At 40.2% G+C, this 23942-nt stretch carries 24 protein-coding genes and 1 pseudogene; 5 read left to right on the top strand and 20 right to left on the bottom strand.

Annotated features, from left to right (window positions below; translation table 11 throughout):
* Positions 1-16: 16 nt before the first annotated feature.
* From J9537_RS02615 to J9537_RS02605, 3 genes are read right to left on the bottom strand one after another with little or no spacing between them, the layout of a single operon-like run.
* Positions 17-1117: a PTS fructose transporter subunit IIC gene (locus J9537_RS02615; RefSeq protein ID WP_028020474.1), complete on the bottom strand. Its 1101-nt coding sequence runs from the start codon at positions 1115-1117 to the stop codon at positions 17-19.
* 23 nt (positions 1118-1140) lie between these two features.
* Positions 1141-1464, bottom strand: a complete 324-nt coding sequence (locus J9537_RS02610; RefSeq protein WP_010746876.1) for a PTS fructose transporter subunit IIB — start codon at positions 1462-1464, stop codon at positions 1141-1143.
* Positions 1461-1922 (bottom strand): PTS sugar transporter subunit IIA, encoded by a 462-nt coding sequence (locus J9537_RS02605; protein ID WP_218256636.1) that lies wholly within the window; start codon positions 1920-1922, stop codon positions 1461-1463. Before J9537_RS02605 ends, J9537_RS02610 begins: the two co-directional genes overlap by 4 nt.
* Positions 1923-2290: 368 nt before the next feature.
* On the opposite strand from J9537_RS02605, the gene J9537_RS02600 reads away from it, so the two are divergent.
* The gene (locus tag J9537_RS02600; protein WP_218256635.1) at positions 2291-4225 is read left to right on the top strand and encodes a BglG family transcription antiterminator; all 1935 of its coding nucleotides are present in this window, start codon (positions 2291-2293) and stop codon (positions 4223-4225) included.
* Positions 4226-4258: 33 nt separating this feature from the next.
* Here the strand turns inward: J9537_RS02600 and hxlA are convergent, their stop codons facing one another.
* The 4 genes from hxlA to J9537_RS02580 form a co-directional block, all read right to left on the bottom strand.
* Positions 4259-4885, bottom strand: coding sequence for a 3-hexulose-6-phosphate synthase (gene hxlA, locus J9537_RS02595; RefSeq protein ID WP_218256634.1), 627 nt, complete (start codon positions 4883-4885; stop codon positions 4259-4261).
* 11 nt (positions 4886-4896) lie between these two features.
* Positions 4897-5460: a 6-phospho-3-hexuloisomerase gene (gene hxlB / locus J9537_RS02590; protein WP_218256633.1), complete on the bottom strand. Its 564-nt coding sequence runs from the start codon at positions 5458-5460 to the stop codon at positions 4897-4899.
* A gap of 1 nt (position 5461) precedes the next feature.
* Entirely contained in the window at positions 5462-6409 is a 948-nt protein-coding gene (locus J9537_RS02585) for a class I mannose-6-phosphate isomerase (protein ID WP_218256632.1), read from the bottom strand.
* A gap of 93 nt (positions 6410-6502) precedes the next feature.
* The gene (locus tag J9537_RS02580; protein ID WP_245001306.1) at positions 6503-7021 is read right to left on the bottom strand and encodes an isochorismatase family protein; all 519 of its coding nucleotides are present in this window, start codon (positions 7019-7021) and stop codon (positions 6503-6505) included.
* A 251-nt stretch (positions 7022-7272) separates the two neighbouring features.
* Between J9537_RS02580 and J9537_RS02575 the strand changes: the two genes are divergently transcribed.
* On the top strand, positions 7273-7605 hold the full coding sequence (locus tag J9537_RS02575) for a hypothetical protein (protein ID WP_218256630.1): 333 nt from the start codon (positions 7273-7275) through the stop codon (positions 7603-7605).
* 40 nt (positions 7606-7645) lie between these two features.
* On the opposite strand, the gene J9537_RS02570 is transcribed toward J9537_RS02575, so the two are convergent.
* Positions 7646-8521, bottom strand: coding sequence for an ROK family protein (locus tag J9537_RS02570; RefSeq protein ID WP_218256629.1), 876 nt, complete (start codon positions 8519-8521; stop codon positions 7646-7648).
* A 130-nt stretch (positions 8522-8651) separates the two neighbouring features.
* Positions 8652-10070: a glycoside hydrolase family 1 protein gene (locus tag J9537_RS02565; RefSeq protein ID WP_218256628.1), complete on the bottom strand. Its 1419-nt coding sequence runs from the start codon at positions 10068-10070 to the stop codon at positions 8652-8654.
* A gap of 253 nt (positions 10071-10323) precedes the next feature.
* On the opposite strand from J9537_RS02565, the gene J9537_RS02560 reads away from it, so the two are divergent.
* A complete protein-coding gene (locus J9537_RS02560; RefSeq protein WP_218256627.1) occupies positions 10324-11037 on the top strand; it encodes a GntR family transcriptional regulator in 714 nt (237 codons plus the stop codon).
* A 158-nt stretch (positions 11038-11195) separates the two neighbouring features.
* Positions 11196-12545 (top strand): PTS sugar transporter subunit IIC, encoded by a 1350-nt coding sequence (locus J9537_RS02555; protein WP_218256626.1) that lies wholly within the window; start codon positions 11196-11198, stop codon positions 12543-12545.
* A gap of 76 nt (positions 12546-12621) precedes the next feature.
* On the opposite strand, the gene J9537_RS02550 is transcribed toward J9537_RS02555, so the two are convergent.
* Positions 12622-13770 carry a hypothetical protein gene (locus J9537_RS02550; RefSeq protein WP_218256625.1) on the bottom strand — a complete coding sequence of 383 codons (1149 nt, stop codon included), beginning with the start codon at positions 13768-13770 and terminating at the stop codon, positions 12622-12624.
* Positions 13771-14120: 350 nt separating this feature from the next.
* Between J9537_RS02550 and J9537_RS02545 the strand changes: the two genes are divergently transcribed.
* Positions 14121-14687 (top strand): hypothetical protein, encoded by a 567-nt coding sequence (locus tag J9537_RS02545; RefSeq protein WP_218256624.1) that lies wholly within the window; start codon positions 14121-14123, stop codon positions 14685-14687.
* A gap of 48 nt (positions 14688-14735) precedes the next feature.
* Here the strand turns inward: J9537_RS02545 and J9537_RS02540 are convergent, their stop codons facing one another.
* From J9537_RS02540 to J9537_RS02495, 10 genes and pseudogenes are all read right to left on the bottom strand, one after another.
* Positions 14736-15965: a glycosyltransferase gene (locus tag J9537_RS02540; RefSeq protein ID WP_245001279.1), complete on the bottom strand. Its 1230-nt coding sequence runs from the start codon at positions 15963-15965 to the stop codon at positions 14736-14738.
* Between the two features lie 9 nt (positions 15966-15974).
* Positions 15975-16667 (bottom strand): aspartate/glutamate racemase family protein, encoded by a 693-nt coding sequence (locus tag J9537_RS02535; RefSeq protein ID WP_218256623.1) that lies wholly within the window; start codon positions 16665-16667, stop codon positions 15975-15977.
* 59 nt (positions 16668-16726) lie between these two features.
* The gene (locus tag J9537_RS02530) at positions 16727-17551 is read right to left on the bottom strand and encodes a class I SAM-dependent methyltransferase (protein WP_218256622.1); all 825 of its coding nucleotides are present in this window, start codon (positions 17549-17551) and stop codon (positions 16727-16729) included.
* Between the two features lie 282 nt (positions 17552-17833).
* Complete coding sequence (locus J9537_RS02525; RefSeq protein ID WP_218256621.1) at positions 17834-18940, bottom strand: hypothetical protein; 1107 nt, start codon at positions 18938-18940, stop codon at positions 17834-17836.
* A 114-nt stretch (positions 18941-19054) separates the two neighbouring features.
* On the bottom strand, positions 19055-19699 hold the full coding sequence (locus tag J9537_RS02520; RefSeq protein WP_218256620.1) for a DUF998 domain-containing protein: 645 nt from the start codon (positions 19697-19699) through the stop codon (positions 19055-19057).
* Positions 19700-19773: 74 nt separating this feature from the next.
* A complete protein-coding gene (locus J9537_RS02515; RefSeq protein ID WP_218256619.1) occupies positions 19774-20511 on the bottom strand; it encodes an AAA family ATPase in 738 nt (245 codons plus the stop codon).
* Between the two features lie 307 nt (positions 20512-20818).
* Positions 20819-21178: a hypothetical protein gene (locus J9537_RS02510; RefSeq protein WP_218256618.1), complete on the bottom strand. Its 360-nt coding sequence runs from the start codon at positions 21176-21178 to the stop codon at positions 20819-20821.
* A gap of 128 nt (positions 21179-21306) precedes the next feature.
* Positions 21307-21969 carry a TetR/AcrR family transcriptional regulator gene (locus J9537_RS02505; RefSeq protein ID WP_218256617.1) on the bottom strand — a complete coding sequence of 221 codons (663 nt, stop codon included), beginning with the start codon at positions 21967-21969 and terminating at the stop codon, positions 21307-21309.
* Between the two features lie 99 nt (positions 21970-22068).
* Positions 22069-22906, bottom strand: a pseudogene (msrA, locus tag J9537_RS02500) (peptide-methionine (S)-S-oxide reductase MsrA).
* A 211-nt stretch (positions 22907-23117) separates the two neighbouring features.
* Complete coding sequence (locus J9537_RS02495) at positions 23118-23930, bottom strand: hypothetical protein (RefSeq protein WP_218256616.1); 813 nt, start codon at positions 23928-23930, stop codon at positions 23118-23120.
* Positions 23931-23942: the final 12 nt, after the last annotated feature.

Raw genomic sequence — 23942 nt, 5'->3', positions numbered from 1 at the left:
AATTTTTACACTCTTATTAATTCTCAAAGCTCACATCAATGTCATCCAATTCAATTTCTTCTGTTTTGTCTTCTTGTTTGTTGAAATTGACAAACAATGGTGCCACAAAGCCGATAAAGGCAGCTCCGATAAATAAACCTAGTAAGTAAGCCCAACCATTCCCAACAGTGAAGAAGCCATAAATCCCTCCAACAGGCGGCATTTTAGCGTACATTCCAAAAGCGATACCTAGGCCTGATGCGATTGCACCACCCAACATGTTAATTGGGACTAGTTTTAAGGGGTTTACCAATGTGAAGGGAATCGCCCCTTCTGTGATTCCAATAAAGCCCATTACAAAGTTGTTGCGTCCAGCATCCAATAACTCCTTGTTGAAACGTTTCTTATGAAACACAGTCGCCAATGCATAACCAAATGGCACCGCACAGATTGCTACATTCACAATAATTGCAGGTAGGTAGACTCCTTCAGCCAATAGGACATTTCCTGCCATCCAAGCGGCTTTATTCACTGGTCCGCCTAAGTCAGAGCCGATCATCGCTCCCATAATCATAGCAAGCAAAATCTTATTGACATCATTTTCAATCATGTTGCGGATCCAATCAACAAGACTCGTATTGATCCACGCTAACGGTTCGGAAAGTAAGGCGCCCATTACGATCGCCACCGATAATGTTGCGATTAACGGTAAAATAACTAGTGGCATAACACCAGAAAATGACTCCGGCAATTTGATTTTTTCTTTCGACCATTTCACTAAATACCCTGCCAAGAATCCGGCGATCACGGCACCCAAAAATCCGGCATTTGTATTTGAAGCAACGGCTCCACCGATAAACCCTGCTCCTAAAGCAGCCTTGTCACCAATTGAATAAGCAATAAATCCAGCAAGTACCGTATTAATCAAGCCGATACCGGTCCAACCGACCTGCTCAATCAGATAAAGTGCATGTTTGAATCCCTCCGCTTCCGCATAGGGATCTAAACTGGTTATTCCCATACCGAGCGCGATCATTTTCGGGATCGCGACGACAAGAGAGGCACCAATAATCAACGGCAGTACAAAACTGATCCCACTCATTAAGTGGCCTTTTAAATCTGCTAGAACTTTCTTCATCATTCCTGCTCCTTTTCTTTCATTTAATTTGCCTGTCTTTGCTGAACAGCAGCGATACACTTCTTCAAAACAGCTTCTGGTGCTTTGATACAAGTATTGATATTCACTCGAAGCTGTGGCTTTCCTTCAAAGCGTTCCAAACCAACCACTTTTTGATCCGTTGCCAACAGCAGAAAATCGGCTTCTTTGGCTTCTGCTGCGGTTATTTCATTAACTTGGCCTAATGATCCTTGTTGTTCGATTTTGACATCATAGCCCAGTTTAGCTCCAGCCTTTTCTAATGCTTTTGCCGCCATTGGCGTATGCGCTAACCCTGCTGGACATGCGGAAATTCCTACTATTTTCATCTGATTCTCTCTCCAATCATTTCTTTTTTTATCAATTCAACTAATTGTGTTTTATCTTCTGATTGTTGAACTTGTTGAATAAATTCTGCTTCTAACAAAGCCGTTGCTAAGCGACTCAGCATTTCTAAATGAACAGTACCTTCGTCTTCTTTGGGAACCATCAAAGCAAAAACATTTTTTACTGCAGAATCATCGAAGGTTTCCCATTCAATCTCATGCTTTAAACGAATGAACAAGACAGTCGGTGTCAAAACAGTATCGGCTTTCGCATGAGGAATAGCAAAGCCCTCCTGCAGTCCGGTGGAATATTCTTCTTCCCTTTCATTGAAGGCTCTGCGCGTTTCATCCGCATTTGTCACATACCCTGATTCATAGGCATAGCTCGCAATGACTTCAAATAGCTCCTCTTTCGAAGCAACCGTTACATCTAAAAGGATATTTGTTTCTTTAAAGTTCATATCGGCAGCTCCTTTCTAATAGTTTTTTTGCCTTTATATGTTGATTCGTAAAACGGCTTCTCACATTTCTAGAAACGGTTTGCTCATTCATAATGAAATAAACTTATAGGAAAGTCCAATCGATCTTCGTTTCCCTTATCATTTCGAAACTGTTGAAGCAGTAGCAACACTGGTATCGCTTTACATCTTTAATTTACGAGGTTTAACCTTTTGTGTAAACACTTCCAATTTCCAATTAATTTGGCAATCATTAGTAAAGCGTTTTCCAAATAGATTGCCATTGGTTTTGGAAAAAAGCAGGACTGCTGAACAATTTCATTCTTTTCTTCAATATTGTATGATGAGGACAAGTACCGGAGGTGAACCAAGTGTCTAAGCTTGCTTATCAACGATTAGATGACCTATTAGAACTATTAGCTAAACAGACGACGCCAATACCAATGAAGGAGTTGGCCAATAGCTTTGCTATTTCCGAACGGACAATACGGACAGACATTGCCAATCTAAACGATTTATTAAGCAATGTAGGAGCCTCAATTACCTTGGTTCGGGGACAAGGGTATTTGCTGTCGATTCATTCTAAAGAGCAATTCGATGAATGGTGGTCAGAAAGCATGTCCTCTTCAGTTACTCACCTAACAACGAGCGAAGAACGACAAGCCTACTTGCTTTTCCTTCTATTTAAGAATGAAAACCCTTTATCGTTAGATGATTTTTTGGATCAACTATTTGTTAGTAAAAATACGTTTTATTCTTATCTAAAAACAGCTCGTGATCATTTAATGTCTTATCAATTAAAAATCATCAACCGTCCAAACATTGGCTTTGAAGTTTTAGGTAATGAGTTCGCAAAACGACAGGCCATTAGTGATCTATTAATCGAAAAAGATTTGCAGGAGTATTTGGTTGGCTTTACTGAGATGGAATTGTCCCTCTTTGATAACATTGATCTTGGGCTTTTACAAAAATTGGAGCTTAAACATCTCGCACCTTTGGAATTACTCGATTCAGATTATTATCATAAGAATATTCTCTCCCATTTTGCTTTAGCAATCAGCCGCTTTCTAGCTGGTCATGAAATGAGTGAATTTCCTTTACGAGTGCCAGTCTTAAAACAACAGGCTCAAAATGTATTGACGCATTTTTTAGCTGAGATCGATCAGGCATTTGATATACAATTGACCAATGGTGAAAAAGACTATTTTACTTACTATTTGGCTTTAAATGCTCCACGTTTAGTCGAGACAGCAGCAACGAATAACTCTTCTATCAAGACGGCTCAATCAATCGTTGACGAGCTATTACGTGCGATTAAGCGAACCTCAAATTTTGACTGGATTGAAGATAAAACATTGATTGAGGACCTGACCTCGCATATAGAAGGCTTCATTAATATGAACTTAATGAACGCTCGTCGCAGCAATCCATTGCTGACGACCATAAAAAAATCCTTTCCCCAGGCATATGATCTGTGTCTAACACATTTAGAAATAGTTGGAAAAAAGCATGGATTGTATTTCTCTCAAGATGAGGTCGGATACATCGCTTTGCATATCGCGGGAGCAATGGAAAGAAATTCTATCAGTGATCATCGAAAATATCGCGTGATCTTGGTCTGTGGAACCGGTCGTGCCATGAGTCGTATCATCGAAGCGAAGATCAATAAATACTATCAGGAAACTATCGAAGTGGTTGACCGGCTTTCTTATGTAGAACTGCAGCAGCAGGATCTCACCACTATTGATTTTGTGATTACAACGGTGCCGTTAGAACAATTAAGTATTCCACATGTTTATATCAATATGGCAAAATTAGACAAAGAAATTGTAAAAATCGAGCACTTCCTATCGCGTTTCACCGAAGCAAATGACGAAATTTATTCCTTATTTCATGAGGATTTTTATCTCCATGAAGACGTGGAAAATAAAGAACAGTTGCTTGAACGAATGACCTTGCAACTGTTCCAAAAGGATTTTGTCCCTGAAAACTTTCTTGACAGCATTATGAAACGAGAAGCAATCAATCAAACCAATATCAATGAGTGGTTGGCGATTCCTCACCCTATGTCGCTATTGGCAAATCAATCTGCCGTATCCGTAGCCATCCTTCCTAATGGTGTGGATTGGGGCAACGGTGATTTAGTCAAGTTTGTCTTTCTATTTGCTATTACCAAAGAAGATTACGAAGACACAGAGGAAATCTACAGTCTATTATTGGAATTGATGGAACGTGAGGATATTCAACAAGCCCTTCTGCAGCAAAGCGATTACCATCATTTTTTGTCCTACATCAAGCAACTATAAAAGGAGCTGGGACATACTCCCAACTCCTTTTTGCTAATTTAACGCCGCTTTAATCCTCTTCGCAGCTTCCACCGGATCAACTGCCTTCAAAATCCCGCTTCCTACAATGACGATATCCGGCTCTAAAGCAACATAGTCAGCGATAGTTTCGCTATTGATCCCACCAGCAACAGCTAGCTTCACTTTTTTCGCATAGTGCTTTAATTCTTTCAAATCCTCTAAAGGCGTTCGCCCAACGTGCTGCTGATCTGCACCTGTATGAACTGCTATAATATCAACACCTAGAGCTTCAATAGCTGGAATTCGTTCGGCATAATTCTGTACACAGATTAAATCCACCATGACTTGTCGTTGCTGCTTCTTTGCCTGCTCTACACACCCTTTGATCGTCAGCGCATCAGTAATTCCCAAAACTGTCACATACTCGGCGCCAGCATCATAGGCCAGCTGTGCTTCGTATGCACCCGCATCCATAATTTTTGCATCACACAATACCTCAAGTTCAGGATAGGATTTCTTGATTTGCCGAACCGCTTCACGTCCCGCATCGATCAAAAAAGGTGTCCCTACTTCTACGATATTGATATAAGGATGAAGTGCCTTTAAAATATCTAGCGCTTCAGCGAGATTCAGTTCATCAATGGCCAGTTGTAGTTTCATCTAGTTGCCTCCTATTCTAAGTTCGCATGTTTTTCAAATGCTCGATCCATAGGTACCTTTTGCTCAAGCGCCAGCTCAAGGATCAACGAATCAGCCAGCAGCAGGACTGCTTCTTCAAACATACTGCCGCCTGGTAAAATGCCTTTTTTGTTTTCTTCGCTCTCAGGAAGCTTATCTGTATATGCTGGAATTCGAATGACGCTAGCGGATAATTTCGCCAAGTTAGACTCTGAAAAGACAGTCAGACTGATGATTGTTCCACCGATTTTCTTCGCTTTCTTTGCGGTATTAATTAATGACGCTGTCTCTCCTGAAGCACTAGCCAATATCAATAAATCCTCCGCCAAAAAAGCCGGGGTCGTCACTTCGCCAACGACGTATACTTCATAACCCAGATGCATTAAACGCATCGCTAATCCCTTCAACATCAACAATGAACGACCGGCTCCGGAAACAAAAATTCGTCGTGCCTGTTTGATTCCATAAATCAGGTGATCAATTTGTTCTTGATCGATCCTCTTCAGTGTGTCTGCCAGCTCCAGCGCGGCTGTGTAGGCTACTTCTTTGGTTTTCATCCTATACCTCCTTATTTTTATAGCTCGCTAAAAACATATCGAAGGTTCCTGAAAGCCCTAACCGCTCTATTCCGTCTGGCACCAAGATTGTTTCCCCCTTCGACACCGCAACTTCATTTACCCTGCCTTCGCCTTCTACTATCGTGAGAAAAGCGAAGCGCTCCTGATGATAAATTCCTTGCTGTTCAACCTTGATACGGCTTAAACTATACAATCCGGGTTCATCCCAATAATCAGTGATCTCACAGCCATCCTTCTGATAGGGTGCCACCCAAACAAATCCTTCCGACAAATCAGGAATCAACACATTTTCCAATACTTTCTCGATATGCAATGCCCTTTCTTTCCCTGTATTGGGATCAACTCTCCCATAGTCATATAAGCGGTAAGTAAGATCCGCATTGCGAGAGATATTATAGGTCAGCACATCACGATTGATCGCATGCAGTGTTCCTGCGGGAATATCAATGAAATGATCTTTTTTAGCCGGTAAATATTTCAATAATTTTCCCCAATCACCAGCCTTTGCCCATTCCTCAAACTCTTTCTTGGTTTTTGCATGATGCCCAAACTCGATTTTTCCATCAGCGGGGGTGTCTAAGATTACCCACGCTTCTGGTTTTCCTCTGGAATTATCATGCTTCAGCGCATACGTATCATCTGGATGAAGCTGGACCGATAGATCGGCCAAAGGGTCCAATAAATTTACTCGAATCGGCAGCTCCTTCGTGTCACAAGCAAACCAGTCTGGACACGCTTCGTAAAGCTGAGAGAGCGTCCGATCCGTACCTGCGACAAGACAATCCGCTGCCCCTGGTAAAGCAACGACATTGTATACTTCACCGACTGGATAAACATCAGTCTGGTAATCAAAGGTTTCCAACATTCGCTTGCCGCCCCATATCCGTGCTTCAAAAAAAGGCAAAATCTTTACTATTTGTTGTTTCATCTCATTCCACCCCTTCTCATTTGTACTCTTCTAACTCAAATTATAAAGGGCTTTCATACAAATGAACACAAAAAAAGTGAGTCATTTATCTACTCACTTACCTTCAATTCTATCCAAGATTGCTTCTGTTGTAGCTACTTGACCTAATTTGACAAATAATTTATCAAAAAAGAGCTGATGTAACTCGCTATCGCGATCGGAACAAGCATCTTCAACTACGAGAACTTTGTAACCGTGCTGATAAGCTTCTAATGCAGTCGCATAAACCCCGTTCGCTGTGGCTACTCCTGTTAGGATGATCGTGTCGATACCGCGTCGGCGCAATTGTACATCTAGAGCTGTCCCAAAGAATGCCCCTGGATTATGCTTTGTAATCTTAAGGATATTTTTTGCATCCTTGTCTTCTGCGATTGGCATCACATATTCAGTAAATCCAGCGGGAATACTCCCATAAGCTTTGCCGCTCCCTTCCTTGTTCAAAAATTGCATGGTCGTTGGATCCACGTTAACTAGAGTAATCCAGCCAGCAGTATTTTTAAGCGCTTCGGCTAATTGATTATTTTTTTCCAATACCTCTGACGCTGAGTAAGGCTGCAGCTCGCCCGTTCCCATAATCCCTTTTTGTAAATCAATGACAACCAAGGCTGTTTTTTCTAGGTCTAAATTTTTCAATTGAAACACTCGCTTTCTATCGTTAAAAAAAGTTCCTTTCGTAATCTACGCCACTTTGAAGGAAAAATCCAGCAGAATTCTCTACTTTTAAGAAGAAAACGATTCATTTAATAATTGTGAGTAAAAGCCTGACTCGGTACAATGAAGAAAATAGATTGATTCAGCCAAAGAACCGATAGGAGGAACTTCTTATGAAGAAAGCATTGCTTGTTGTTCATCGTTATCAATCAAACAAAGATCCAGACTGGGGATCGGTCGCAACTGATTATGCGACTGCGGATATGATCGAAAATATCGCTAAAATGTACCCCAACTATGATTGGCGCCCCGCTACTCTAGCGGAGGCCAGACGATTATTGCGAGAGTTTGACATTGATACCTTGATTTTGGTTCCAATGTTAAAAGATCACATCGAAGAGTTGGATGCTTATCCAGATGTCCACGTTGCTTCTCTTACACCAAGTCAATACGGCAAAGTAAGTAAACCGCCATTCACTTTTCTAAAAAGGGATTATTTCAAGTAATCATTCTCGTCGAAAATTTTACTTAGAAAAAGTACTATTATCAGGCATATTCTGTTATAAATTGATAAACAGCTCCGATTAAATTCGCCTGACTCAAGAATTTACATTGCAGTATAGATGCCTTCAATTCCTTTGCTCCTTTCATCTGCAATAACTGCTGCACACGTTCTTCAATAGTCAATAATAACTCTTCCCGTGTCGAGATACCTCCGCCAATCAATACTCGATCTGGGTCCAGCGATACCAATATATTGTAGATACCGATGCTTAACGCATGATAAAATTTATCGATCGCCTCTTGTGCCAGTTCATCCCCTGCTTCTGCCAAGTCAAAAATCTCTTTGCTGGTATAACTTTTACCGTCTGCTTTTTGTTTAGAAAAACGATTCGACATCGCTACGGGACTCCCTAAATCGCTTAATGTTTCTAGCGTCTCCAGATCCATAATTTGATATCCAAACTCACCGCCAAATAAGTTTGTTCCTGCACGTAATTTTCCATTGATTGCAATGCCACCGCCGATTCCAGTACCAATAATTATAAGCGCTGCCGATTCCAATCCTTTCGCATTTCCTTGCCAAATCTCTGCGAGTGCCGCACAATTCGCGTCGTTTTGAAAAGATACCGGCACATTCAAAAACTCTGCTAATTCTTGTTTGATTGGAAAGCGATGAAGATAAGGAACCGCACTGACTCCATAGATCACTCCCTCTTCAGTATGAACTGCTCCTGGCGCACTGATCGCCACGCCATCCGTAATTTGATGCTCTTCCACTAATCCTTTTAAATACGCTTTCATTCCATCCCAAGTTTTTGGTGTTGGAATGCTAACTAGCTCTGTTAAAACTTCTTTTTCCCATAACCCGCTTTTGATCGTTGTTCCACCAATATCGATTGCCAAGATTTTTTGACTCATCTGTTGTTCCTCCTAAATTTCTTTTTCAATAAAAATTTTAAAGAAGTTTCCTTATGGTTACAACACCATATAGCTCAGAAAAAACAAATTTCACTAAAAAAAACCAATCTTTTCAGATTGGTTTCTTAGATCATATCAGTCGATCCACATCATATTCAAACCCATTCTGGTCACTGAGCTGTCTATAGAATTCACCGCTTTTTTTGATTGTTCGTTTTTGTGTCTTTAAATCAAGCGAGACTAGCCCATAGCGATTCTTATAGGCATTGATCCACGACCAGCAATCAATGAACGTCCACAAATGGTACCCTTTGATGTTACAGCCCTCACCGATGGCTTTCCATAAATAAGCTAAATGGTCTTGAATGTAATCGATACGGTAGTCATCGATTACTTTTCCTTCCTCATCCATGAAACGTTCCTCATTCGCTACCCCCATACCATTCTCGGAGATAAATGCTTCAATGTTTCCATAATTTTTTTTAATATCCATGCATAAATCATAGATACCTTTTTCATAAATTTCCCAACCGCGATACTCATTCATACGTCGTCCAGGCATCACGTGGTTTTCAAAGAACCAATCTGGTAAAAAAGGCCCTTCCTGATTGATAGCAGTTAAGCGCGCTTTCACACGTCGTGGCTCATAATAGTTCAAACCTAAAATTTGGGTGGTGTTTTCTTTGATGCAAACCAAATCCTCTTTCGTATAATCCGTAGGCAATTGGTCATATTCTCGTAAAAGTGATACTAGTTTTTCTGGATAATCGCCTTTAACCATTGGATCTAAGAAGCTGCGTACATAAAACAGGTCAGCAATTTCTGCCGCCTTTCTATCCGCTGAATTTTGGCTTCGTGGGAATGTTGGACTCAAATTTAAGATGACGCCGATTTTACTATTCAACTGTCGCTTCTTATGAGCAGCAATCGCTTTTGCGTGTGCCAGAACGGTGAAATGAGCCGCCTGAGCACCGCGTTTAAAGTCAATGATATTCGGATAATGAAAATCTTCTAAATAAGAACCTAAAATGGGGCCTAATGGTTCATTAAAAGTGAACCAATGATACACTAGATCACCAAATTCTTTAAAACATGTGTCCGCAAAGTTCACATAAGCCTCAACTACTTCACGCGACTCCCAACCACCTTGATCCTGTAAAGCAGCAGGCATATCAAAATGATACAAATTGGCAAACACCTTAATCCCATTGTTGTTCATTTCTGTAAATAGATCACGATAAAACGCAATCGCTTTTGAATTAACTTTCCCGATACCATCTGATGGAAACATCCGTGCCCAAGAGATCGATACTCGAAAAGAATTATGACCTGTCTGCTTCATCAACTGGACATCTTCTTTGTAGCGATGAATGTGATCTGTTGTCGTCTCTGAGCTGATTCGTTGATAAAACCGATAGGGCTGCTCCTTATACCATCGTTCCCATACAGTTTCTGCTTTTCCTGTTTCCCCACGTCCTTCTGATTGTTCGGCTGACCATGCAGATCCCCACCAAAAGTCCTTTGGAAATGTCAATTGCTGTTTGTTCATTGTGTCCTCCTTTTTATTAAGGAAATCCATGTAATATTTTTCCTTTGAAAACGATCAAGTTCCAATTAAGAAAATCTTCCATTCTTGAATGCCATTTCATCATAACATCCCAACACCAGAAATGAAATAGTTTTTATTTAAAAAATATATACTTTTAAAAATAAATTATTTCTTTATCTGTAAAACCATTGATAATACTCTGTAAAGGTATATAATTATTTATATCTTTAGTCAGCTGTTAAAGGAGGTCAAAATGAGAAAGAATGCAAAATACATGGAAGTTTATTTAGATGTAAAAAGAAAGATCGAAGACGGCACTTACGCTATCGGTGAAAAACTGCCGACTGGCCCAGAACTGGCCAAAAAGTATAACACTAGTAAGCTAACCGTTAAAAAGGGCTTGGATATGTTGGTTTCTGAAGGCGTTCTACATAGCAGAAGCGGTTTTGGAACAGAGGTTTTGCGTAAACCCATTGATAATTCAAAGGTTTTTGGCCCTAGCGAAGGGCTGATGAGTGTGGTTGGAGAAGATCATGTTGATTCTGAGATCCATACCTTTTCAATTGAGTTGCCCTCGAAAAAGGTTGCAGAAATGCTGCAACTAAACGAAAGAGACTACGTATATAATATCATCCGCAGTCGTTTTGTTGATCAGCAGCCTTACTCTTTAGAACAAACCTTTATGCCCCTCTCTATTATTCCTGGCTTAGAGCCAAAGCATCTGAAAAAATCAGTGTATTCCTATATCCGTGATGAGCTGCACTTAGAAATCAATGCCTCTCACGTTTGGATGAAAGGGGTATTGGCAACAGAATTTGATGCGAAAATTTTAGGAATCGAGATTGGAGATTTCATGATTGAGGTGGAAAAAAGTGTTTCATTGGCGAATGGGACACCTTTTGAATATTCTATCACGCGGCATTTGTATCAAGATTTTATCTTTGAAGCTGTTTTTGTAGAAAACTAAGTTTAAGAGCCGAATTTCTCGGCTTTTTTTTATTGCTAAAAACAAAAATATATATTTTTTCAAAAAAGTATTTACTTTATCCGTGATTCGTTTTATTATGTGAATAAGAAAGTGCTTTCACTTGATAAATACATTCAATGCAAAAAGGAGACTTTAACGTGGAGAAAACTAATAAGAAGGAACAGCTCTTTGAACGCTTCGGAATCATCGCAACGAAGCTCGGAAACCAGATTCATATGAGAACATTGCGTGACGCATTTGCAACCTTCATGCCCTTTATGATGTTGGCCGGGTTCGTCACTCTAATCAACTACGTTATCTTAGAACCAACCGGATTCATGGGAAATATCATTCGTCCCGCAACCTTGATGAAGGTCCAAGAAATCGGTATGTCAATCGCTAACGGGACGTTGAGTATCACTACATTATTAGTAGTTGCTGCAGTTTCATATCATATGTGTGTCAGCAGAAATTATACCAATCATATTGCAGCCGTTTTAGTTTCCATCTCAACATTCATAGTATTAACCCCGATGAAAACAATGTTTACTCCGGAAAACGTGACGAAAGCCATCGAAGTCACAGGGGTTATCCCTGGATCTCATACTGGGGCTTCAGGGATGTTTGTCGGTATTTTCGTTGGCCTTTTAGCTACTGAGTTGTTCATCAAATTATCTACGAATGAAAAATTGCAGATCAAACTATCGGGAAATATTCCTCCCGCCGTATTGAAATCATTTAACGTATTGATTCCGATTATGATTACTGTTACCGTATTTGCCTTTCTTTCATTTGGAGTGAACCAACTCTTTAATATGGATGTGAATGGTCTGATTACTAAAGCAATCACTGGACCCTTAAGCCATATAACTACGGGACTTCCTGGCTTTGTTTTGATCACATCTATCGCAAACTTGTTCTTCGGCTTCGGAATCCATCAAGCCGTTATCTCTGGTTCGTTACTTGATCCCTTCTTATTACAGAATATGCAGGAAAATATGGCGGCTTATGCGAACCATGAACAAATTCCTCATATTATTAATATGGCTTTTAAAGATACCTTCGCCGTTATGGGCGGCTCTGGAAATACCATTGCTTTATTGATCGCGATTTTTATTTTCAGTCGCCGAAAAGATTATAAGGACTTCGCTAAATTATCAGTAACACCAGCCTTATTCAATATCAGTGAGCCGATTATATTTGGACTGCCGATCGTCTTTAACCTGAGTCTGATCATTCCTTTCGTTTTAGCACCTATCTTCTCATTGGTCACTGCCTATTTTGCAACAGCTGCGGGGTTGATCAACCATGTTGTTGTTCAGATACCTTGGACTACACCTCCTGTCATTTCAGGATTTTTAGCCACTGGAGGCGATTGGCGCGCTGCGGTACTTCAAATCATCATCATCGCAGTAAGTGTGTTCATCTACCTGCCATTTCTACGAATTGATGAACATGTAACAGCAAAAATGGCCCAGACAGAAGCAGATACAAAAGCAGTAAACTAACATAAAGCAGGCAAGCAGTTCTTTACCAGAATTGCTTGCCTGTTTTTAACTTCGTTATGATAAGTGACTAATTCTTTTAATACGCTCCTGATACAGACCCACTTGAATGATCATAATTCGTGTTTGTGAATGATGGACGCCCACTCTTTGTTACATCTTTTCCATCTCTCAGAACCTTCAGATTACGTATTTTGACTGGCGTGTTGGTCGTATCATGTAAAATATAGGCTCCCCCTTCCGCTGTCAGGTTCGTCTTGTATTGTCCTACCAGTGTATTATTAACAAACGTCTGCATATAACCGGATGCAAAGTATTTCACCCGAAGATGTACTGTTTGTCCATTAGCGATCCGCGGGGCATTTGTATTCACAGAATAGTATTGTTGACCATAAACCCCTGCATTGGCTGGGAAGTTGATATTCGTTGTATTAATTCTCCCTTGGGCAAAATTGGCATCTGAGCCTGCTTGGTAATGCAACCCTACCCCAACTTGACCACAGGCCTTTCCATTTCCGGCAATGACAAACTGCATTTCGTAGTCGCTCTTATTTCCTGTCATCGTCACATTTGCTGAAAAATCAATCCGAGCATTTCCGCTTAAATTGGCTTGATCAAAAGGCTTGTTTGAATACAATAGGCGATAGGAACCTGACACGCCTTTCTCCACACCGCCAAGACCGGTGATATTCACATCTACTTTTTTAGGCGTGACACCTGAACTCGTACTGCCGCCGGATGAAGCCTTTGTAGAATAAAAACCAATGCCCTCATAACGCCAACCGACTTTTACTAAATGGTCTTTCTCATAGGCATGTAGCGTGTAATGATGCGTCCCCGTTTTTGCATTAGGATTGTATAACCGATAGACAGGAACTGAACCGCCTGATTGCCAAGAAATTCCTTCGTAACGCCAGCCAACCTTCACCAGATGGTTTTTTTCATTCAAATTGACTGTGTAATGATGGTCGCCCCCATTGTTTGGATTGTATAAGCGATAGACTGCCGCTCCTTTAGCCGGCGTCTCCCAAGCCGTCCCTTCATTCCGCCAACCAACCTTCACCAAATGATTGCGTTCATTCGTATTTGCTGTATAGTGATGCTCACCTGAATTTGGGTTATAAACTCTCAATAACGTTGCCGCGTCCGCATCCTCCGCTTGAACAAATAGTACGCCACCAACCAACAAGGCAACTGAAACAAAAACACCTGACAAAAACTTTTTCATCGTCCCTTTCCTCCTACTAATTTTATATATCCCAATAATGTTAACGATTTCTATTTAATTTATAAATGATAAACATTTCGTTCATTTACAACATTATTCCATCAGATTATTATCTATTAATTAAATAATTAACATTTTAGATGATATCTTCGTTCATCAAAATTATACACATTATTTGATGATAACACTAGCATAAATGTTTAATTCTAACCGATACTTCCCCTCTTCTTTAAAGCTACTTATATCAAAAATAGGACATAAGTCTGATAGCAATCAATCCTTCGACTGCTATACTTAAGAAAAGGGCATAAAACGTCCACTCTGTTTAGCAGGAGGAAGGAGGAAAATAAATGAACGAGTCGAATAAAAAGGGAAGTTGGGGCAGGAAGCTTTTATGGATTTTATTCTTTTTAGCATTTGGGATAACAGCGGTTACAAACTTAGCGATTGATCATCAGTTTACCTGGTTTCGTATCGTAGGAAGCAGTTTGATCTTTGCTGGGATGCTATTGGATGCTTTGTTTTTTAGTAAGAATGCGCGGGTGATTCATTTCGTTTCAATCTTCACTGTGCTAGTCGTTCCTTATTTCATGGTGCTGGAACGAACCGTAAATACTTATTTTTTGGATGCGCCGATTTACTGGCTACGGCCGATAGGCTTACCTATCGCGTTGACTTGGATCGCATATTTCTGGATTAACATTGGCATTCGAAAACTGTTGCATTGGAATATGGGCTCTTGCTTAGGAATTGCGTCTTTATTAGCGATTCCAGCAGTCGTCGTAACCAACTTGGTTGCTAACCAAACCAATGTATATTCTATTATTGAGATGAGCTTTGTAACAATCGTCACGCTTCTAGGTTGTGGCGCATTGGGATTGATCGCTGGTCTCTTCATGAGAAAACGAACTCGTTAAAAAGACATCCGGCTTTTGTTGAAAGCTGGATGTCTTTATTTGTCTATTTTAAAGGTAATGCTCCTTGATTGCTTCGGCTGTGGCCTCTGCCCCGTTTACTTTTTGCATTAATTGTTTCATCTCTTGGGCTTTTGCCTGCATCTCAGGGGTACGAATGTGTCTAATCGCTTGCTCCAATGCTTGAGCTGAAAGGTTATTTGGACTGACTGCGGCGGCATTGCCGAATCTTTCGCAATAAGCGACATTGACCTCCTGTTCGTATTGCAGCCCGATTCCTATAAACGGTTTGCCTGAAGAGCAAGCGGTTTGGACCGTGCCTTCACCACCATGGATCACTGAAAAATCCACTAATTCAGAAACACCAAGCGCCGGCAGCCAGTCAAATACATGGACATTGCTTGGCACAGCCTGCTCCTGTATATAGCTTTTTATGGGGGCGATCACCTCAAAATCGGTTTGTTCGAAATACCTTAAAAGCTTTTCAGCCAGTGATCGATTGCCTGAACTGCCCATAGCGAAATACACCACTGATCGGTTGCTTTCACGTGCCCGCTCTATTACTTGAAGAACCTCCGTTGGCATCACATAGGGTAATCGGGCAAAAATCGGTCCCACCGATTGGTAATTATCGGGGAACGTTACTTCCGTCGTAAAAGCTGGATGGGTGGTGATCAAGTTCAAGTCCCCATCCAGCAGATCCAACGTATACTTAGGCAGCGGAAGATTGTAGCTTCGTGCTGCTTTTTTGAATGCTCTTGGTTTCCAAGTTAGGTGTTTCGCCACTTTGAGAAAGACGTGCCACAATGCAGTTGCTGGGAGATACGCCTTATTAAGTTGGCTTGGAATGATACATCCCTTTTCATGATCAAAGTGCGGGCGAGACATCGCGATTGGTTTGACATACACCAACGGTATCTTGCTGATACGTGCAGATAAGAACATCGTCACATTGCTGCCAGTCATAATGACACGAGGAGCGAGCTGCTTCAACAACCCTAGTTCGTTTTCTACTCGTTCCGAAACGATTTCGCTGGTAAATGGATTTTTCAAACTTTTTCCTTGATCAAATTGTATGATCGCCTTCTCCTGCTGAATTGTCAGTGTCGGCTGCATTAACGTAACATCAAAATTCTCTTCTTTAATCAATTCTAAATAGGTCTTAGAGAATCCGCAGAAAACGCAATGGTACTCCTGACGTAAAACCTTCGCAATCTCAATCATGCGCGTCGTTTCTGCCAAATTAAATGTTGCCGGCGCAAAAAGAATGGTTTTCATCATGGGCCTCAGCTATTCTACCAAGGCTTGTTCAACAGCCTTTTGCGAATGAATTTCCGTCGTATCAAAAACAGGGATCGTGACATCTTTTTGCTGAATCAACAGACCAATTTCGGTACAGCCTAAAATGACCCCCTCTACACCTGCGGCAATAGCCTCCTGAATGACTGCGATGAATCTTTCTTTAGACGCTTCTAAAATTTTTCCATGACACAATTCATCAAAAATAATCTGATTCACTATCTCGATGTCTTGTTCGTTGGGAATCCAGACATCGATCCCGCTATCAATGATCCTTTGCTTATAAAATTCTTGTGTCATCGTATATTTGGTCCCTAGAAGCGCAACTTTTTTAATTCTATTGGCCTGTAATTCCGCGATCGTCGCATCAGCAATATGCAGAATCGGAATGGCTATATGACCTGCGATCTGCGGTGCGACTTTGTGCATGGTATTGGTGCAAATCAATAGAAAATCAGCCCCCGCCTGCTCTAGCTGCTGCGCCTCTTTCCCAAGAAGCTCCCCGCTTTTTTCCCATTCATTTTTCGCCTGACACTGCTCGATCTCTTCAAAGTCTACACTTGCCAACTTGATCTTGGCTGAATGCAGCCCGCCTAATGTTTGATTCATCAATTCATTGATCCGCGTATAGTAGGTCACTGTACTTTCCCAGCTCATGCCGCCTAATAGTCCGATTGTTTTCATCTGTCCACCTCTTCTTGCTTCGTTATTTCTCCATTATAGCAAGGAAAAACGTGGAAATCCTATTTTTCCACTACAAAACAAAGGGTTTCAGAATCAGAAGAAGGCTGTGCGCCGCGAATATCTCCATAGACCTCCATCGTGGTAAAACCAGCTGCTTCCAATTCCGCTGACAGCTCTGCTTCAGTGAAGACCGTTTCCCAAATAAAAAATTCTTTGAAGGAATCCGGATACAACAAATAATGCTGATCCAAATAGGTCGCTGTCCCTGGATACTTCTTTTGAGCAGATAAATGCAGGCACGGCTCACTTGTCCAAAAATTTTCTTCTTCTAGCTGCCACGTATGCTTGTCCTCAAAAGTCTCATACTTACTTGGCGTAAAAACATCAAAAACAAATCGTCCGCCTTTTTTCAAAGCCTTATAAACCTTTTGGAAGACACACCTCCGGTCTTTTGGCGAAAATACCCCCAGATCACAATAAATCAAGACGATCAGATCATAGCGATCCTGTCCTAAGTCTTCCTTTAGATAGTCGCTGCATTGATAATTAATGGCGAAATTCTTTGCCTCCGCAGATTTCTTTGCATGGGCGATACTCAATTCTGAAAAATCAATGCCGCTTACCTGATAGCCTGCTTCATAAAATCTTTCCCCATAAATTCCTGGACCGCAGCCAAGATCCAACAGCTTCGGAAATTCCTGCACCGGACATTTTTCGGTCAGCCAGCACATGGATTGGTTGATATATTCTTCCCTTCTCGTAGCCCCATCAGACGCTGTATCCAAATGGGCTGCCAGCATTTGCGGTGCCAGGTGCTCGTCTAACCAGATGGAATCCTTGCTAGTACTGAATATTGGGATATTTCGTTTCAACTTATTGATCATTTTCTACTCCTCTTTCTACCTGACGACAATCCAACAGACAACAAAAAAACGTGGAAATTTTCTGCACACCAAATAAACTGTCTTTTCTTTCGAAAATTTTCAGTTTATTCAATGTCAGAATCCTTTTCCACGTTTCACTAAATTAATTCAGTTGCGTAATGAGTAGTGCGCCGGACCAAAACCGCCTCTTCTCTTTCTCATGTGATTGTCGTCACCATAAGTTTACCATGCAGAAGACCGTAAAAAAAGAACCAATCATGTAAAATGATTGATCCTTTTATGCTAGGCTGCCATCTGACTTGCCTGATCCAAAGCTTCTTCTAATTGTTTGTACTGCTCTTCTGTCAAATAAGGTTCATAGGTCTCCTTGATCTGCTCAATTTCTGCTTGAGACAATTGACTTCCATTACTTCTGATCGCATCCAGCAAATCATTGAAGTCTTCTTCTGAGACCAGAGAATTATTTTCTTGCGCAGTCTCAACGATTTCCTGAAATTCTTCCATTGAGATTGTTTCAGCTTTCTTAGGCAATTTGATCTTTTTATCTGAATTTTTCGCTTGATTATTTAGCGTCAAGCCTATTTGAGCAGTAGTATCCTCGTCCTTCATTGTGAGACTCATTGTTGTTTTTTGTGTATGTTTTTTCGTATTCAAGGTTGTCGTTTGTTTGTACTCAGTTAAATCATCCATATTTTTTTCTAGTTCTTTGACAAGCTCCTTGGCCTCTTTATCTCCGTTTTCTTTTGCATACTTGATAAAGTTCTGAATGTCTTTTTTGGTGAAGGTACGCTTCAGCGTATCTCCCTCTTTCTCAAAAGAATCCGGATCTAAAGTCGCTATATAATCACTAACTAATGTTGGACTAACAGCTTCACTCTTGGAATCAGTATCTTTCTTGTCTCCGCTTTTTTCTAGATCTTCCTCATTCGCATAGATGTATTTACCCTTTAACTGTTCAAATTCTTTCGCGTCAAATGGAACATCTGGGTTGAACTCTTTTGCGATGTCTACTAATTCCGTCATAAAATCTGTACTCATATAGACGGACTGTTTCTTTACATCCATAAATAGCGTTAAAGGCAGCTTCTGTCCTAATCCATCAATGGACATAGTCGTTGCCACTAATTCCTTCTCACTATCTTGTTGGTAATCACCTGTGATTTTTGTTCCGCTAATCATTTTTGCTGCCATATCAATCATTGTACGCGTCGGTGCATCGGCATCCTTTGTTTCTATTGATACTTTATCAATCACAGCAGAGTATTCCCCTGCATTCATTTCCCCCTGCTTCACTAGTTCTTCAGAAAATTCATCCTGTGCCTGCTTTTTACATCCTGCAAAAAGAACCAATGCAAAGGCAACAACCATAACCAATTTCAACTTTTTCATCTTTCTCTCCTTTAGAATAACTATTAAAAGACTTTCTTCTATCATATCGGTCTTGAGTTCCTAATACAAATCATTTCGTCATAAATACTTTATTTTTCAGATAAAAAAATATTTTTAATTATTTTTTTGTTTTATCTGGCGCCAACACATGAAAATGATCGGCAAATAATTAAAAACAAAACTCACCCGTTGCCAAAATCCTAATTGCTTGAAAATAGTGAATGGATTCAATTGAGGCAAGCGTGCCAACCCATAAATTGCGGCTATTGCAATACTAAGTAAGAAGAAAAAGAGGTATCGGCGACTCGTTTGGTCATCCTTTTTCTTCTTATAGATCAAATACAAAATCAACGGAAAAAGTAAAAAGCCAGCATAGCCGATCCCCGAGCCGATATTGTGTACCCAAGTTGAAACGTTCCACTGGGCATCTGCGGTATCTACACTAAATAGGCCCGTAAAAATACAATCTCCGATTCCATAGAAGCCAATCGCTGCAGCAGCTAAGCCAGCTAATGGTTTAGAAATAGCCTGAAATGCTGCGTAAATCGCCGACAAAGAGAGAACATAAAAACACCCGGCAACCACTGACCAAACTAAAAAGGCCGTACGAACTGGGCTTCCAACATCACCAAACAAACTCATTACGTCCGTCATTTGATCGAGTTCTGGATAAAAAAGTCCTAAAATATATGGAGTTAAAAAATCACTGATCACTCCTACTAGTAAAAAATAGAAGCCATATTTTTTCAAATTCTTCACTTTCCCATCTCCTTGAATCCCGCTAAGAATAATTCTAGCATTGACCAGCTCAACAGGGAAAAGAAAGCCTCTGACTAATTTAGCAAGTAATACAGCATGCGGTTGGGATCATCATAGAAGAGCTTCGTTTCCTTAAAAGCAATCGTTTCTTCTAGCGGCAAACTCTCTAAACCTGCTTCAGAAAACTGATAGATCGTCGCTTCTGGATAGCCCATCAATATCGGCGAATGGGTGGCTATAATTAATTGACTGCCAGCCTTGACCAACCGATGAATTTCCTGCAATAGGGTGTATTGTCTACTTGTCGCCAAACCCGCTTCCGGCTCATCCAAAAGATAAAAGCCCTCCCTGCCAAAACGATTTTCTATGATGGACAACAAGCCTTCTCCGTGAGAGCGGGTATGCAAAGATTTTCCACCATAAGAAGCAAAGGCTAACCCTCCTTCGATCGGATCTCTTGATAGCTCCTCTAATTCCGAGGCCACATTGTAATACGTTTCTGAACGTAAGAAAAACTTGGTCTTTGGAATTTTTCCTTTTCTAATTAAACAAACTGATTCATGCAAATTCGAATGACTTTCTACCGTGTTAAAGTTAAAATTCTGACTGCCTCCTTCTGGATTAATCCCATAAGCAACGGCAATCGCTTCCAAAATTGTGGATTTCCCTGTTCCGTTATCCCCTGATAAAAAGGTCACTGGTTTTTCAAACGACAGGCCGCCCCTGCGCAGGATCTCCTGAATAGCAAAAACACCGAAAGGATACTCCAAGCGATTGCCTATTTCCGATAGCTTTAATTCATGAACAAACATCAAATCCCCCTTTCAAAGACTTGCTAGTTCTTATTAAAGCTATTTTATCATTGTTCATATATAAAAATACTGTCTTCTGCATGTTACGAAAGGGAAGTAGCTATTCTGTTCAGATTGATAACAACTACTCTTTGGAATTTTTCTAAGGCGAAATTTTGAAACTACCGCTCCTATTTGAATAAAATTTATATCGACTTCCTTTTGATATCATAGTTTTTTGGCGAAAGAAGACAAAAAAACAGAGAATTTCTCCTCTGTGTTTGTGTTCATCCTAAATGAATAAAATTAGCAACTTTAATACCCTATATTAAAACGTTCGTTTGGCAATAGCCATGTATTTTTTCAACAAGTCGCCACATAAGAAAGATAAAGCAATGAAAATCATCCCTACAATAACTCCAGTGAACACTTGCGGCATTCCTGTCAAGGTGATGAATAAGACATTAAAAGGAATATGAAGAATGCCAAATAGATTCATCACAGCAACCACTGGCAGACCAATCCCGATCATTCCAAAAGCTCCTGTCAATACAGTCAAGATCGGTAAAATAAAGATCCCAGAAAAAATTACTGCAAGGCCACTGCCAAGTCGTTCCATTACGCCTCTTTCCTTTTGCTCCTCACCAGTTGTACGATACCCATTTCTTTTACTCATTTTTTGTTCCATTTTAAACACTCCTTCTTATTTTTGATTTTATTTTAGACGTTTCATATTTGATAAAAACGAATACTACGATTTAATACCGAACGACGGTATGTATAACTTTAAAATAAAACTGCCTTTGTAGGCAGAGATTATTTTTTTTGTTCGTACAATTTGCGAAATTTTTCCAAACGTTTAATTGCGTCTTCGTTGAAAACTTCAATCCCCAGTTTAGCCATCATTTCTTGGAATAGAGCGAAGCGATTAACGACACTGCTTGGATCATCGTCATGAATCAATGGAATCAACCAGATATTTATCAATAGTAGAATCACTTCTGCTAGCTCTTTCGGATACTCTGTTTGAATCGATCCATCTGCGATCCCCTCTTCAATGATCGGCTGTACATAATGAGGGGCGGAGTCTTTGAAAATGCCTTCTAGCTGCATTACCAGCATTTGAGGATTTTTCAAAAAGTCTGGCGCCATTTGAAACATATCATCCTGCCGTGGATTCTCTAAAGCCGATGTGAATAACGACTGCAGCTTTTCTAATCCGTTCATACTTTTATTTTTTTCAAGCTGTTTGATATGCTCGAGTTCATTCTCATTGTTTTGATACAGCTTATCCATTACTCCATCTAAGATATCTTCCTTCGATTTGAAGTGATGATAGATCGCGCCTTTTGATAAGCCGCCAAGATTATTGACGATATCTTGAATCGACGTATGCTCATAGCCTTTTTCTAAAAACAGCTGCATAGATACCTCTATAATCTTATTGACTGTTTCTTCTGGGTATTTATTTCGAGCCATACATTCTATCTCCTATCCATACATTCGGTTGGTATGTATTCACTATAATCGCTTCTAACAACAATGTCAACCGTAAAAAAAGATTTTTACTGAGTTTCTCTAACCCTTTTTCCTGCGACTCCATCCTTCGCGTATTTTCCCCTTTAAGTGTTGATAGGTTAAAAATTGTTGACGCTCGCGTTTAATGGCCTTATAGCGCTTCGGCTGCTTCTTGTAAAATTCTTGATGATAATTCTCCGCGGGCCAAAAGGTTTCTGCGGATCTGATTTCTGTCACGATTGGTTTACTGTACCGATTAGAATCAATGACTGCTTGCTTCTTATTCTCGGCAATTTTCCGTTGTTCTTCGTTTGTCGTGAAAATTATCGGACGGTATTGAGCACCGCGATCCTGAAATTGTCCAAAGGCATCCGTTGGATCGATGATCTGCCAATAGAGATCCATTAACTCCTGATAGCTGACAAACCGGTTATCGTAAATAATCTCCACGGCTTCGACATGTCCGGTCGCACCGCTGCTGACTTGATCATAGCTTGGGTTATCGACAGTCCCGCCAGTGTACCCAGATAAAACTGAGACAATCCCCGGCCATGTCTCAAAAGGCTCCACCATACACCAAAAGCAGCCGCCAGCAAAAATCGCTCGTTCATGATAGGCTGGTTCTGAAATAAAATGCTGCTCTTTTACAGACTGCTCCATGCCTGCTTCCTTTTTTGTAATCGCCTGATAAAAAATCAGCCACGTCCGGCGTCAGATTATTTCGCAGCGCCAATGGTCGCAATTCCGCTTCCAGCTTAGCCAATTGTTCATTGAACTTTGCAGGCTCATCCAATCCATTTTTAGCCGTTGTCAGCAAGTAACGCTCCCATTCGCGCGTATTCGGATTCAATATTAGGTTATAAAGCTTTTGCAGTACTACTTCTTGGGTCAATTGCATGGCTTTCACCCCTCCTATCATTTTGGGGCATAAATTTACCACACTTTTGCTAAATAATCGAATGGTTGGATTGGAAAAAAGACTTACCTTCTTCGATAAGCCTCGGCATCCATATTTGAATAAGGAGTCCAACCATTTAAACGATTGATCTCTGATTTTTCTCTAAAAGAATATCTTTATTGAATTTCCTTTACAGATGTTATTAGATACTTCAGTCCATCTCCCCATACCATTCTTCCTCAGTAAAATCATATTCAAAACGAACTTCTTCAGAGTATTTGCGAAGTAACAAGCCTGTAACAACGACTTTACTATTCAATAAAACAGTTGGTGTCAAGGTAACTAACATTAATAAAGTAAGTCCTATGATTACCGCCAAAATGGAAATGATATTGCCAAAAAGAGTCCCATTTAACCCAGACAAAGCATCTGAATTGATTCCTCTTAACCACCATTTATTCAAACGATAAAACTGCATCCCTGCCACTAACAAGACAATAAAAATCGTTATGAATATTGAAATTTTTTTAACAATTTTGATAGGAATCTTGTGCGTATTCTTTTTGTTTGAAACATAGAATACTTGTAAAGTTTCTAATAATTTGGTTTTTGCTACAAAAAATACCAATAGAAAACTAATCAGAATGTATATAGTTGATATTCCTCTATTCAGTGATCTGTTCTCTGTAACCTCTAAAGAAGCAATATAAAAAATGACAACCGTCTGACAATTAATGAACATAGCAAGATTATAAGCCGCATTTTTAAAAAAGTTCTTACTCTTTAAATATAAAAATAGATTAACAGCTAGAATAAGTGTAGAACATATCGGAAAAACAACCCAATTTGCAGCTGAGATTAAGCTTATGAGCCATCCAATAAATGACATTAAATAAACTTTTACTTTTCTCGAGAGAATTCCTTTGTTAGAATCTTCCAAAATTTCTAAAACTTCTTGATAGGAATTCCTTAATAGGATATTCGATAAAGGGATTTCTTTCACCAAATTCCAAATGCCTTTCATTCTCTCACCTTT

The organism is Enterococcus raffinosus, from assembly GCF_019175485.1.
Lineage (GTDB): Bacteria > Bacillota > Bacilli > Lactobacillales > Enterococcaceae > Enterococcus_A > Enterococcus_A raffinosus.
Note: the sequence above shows the minus strand (reverse complement) of the source record. Positions and strands in the feature narration are given on the sequence as shown.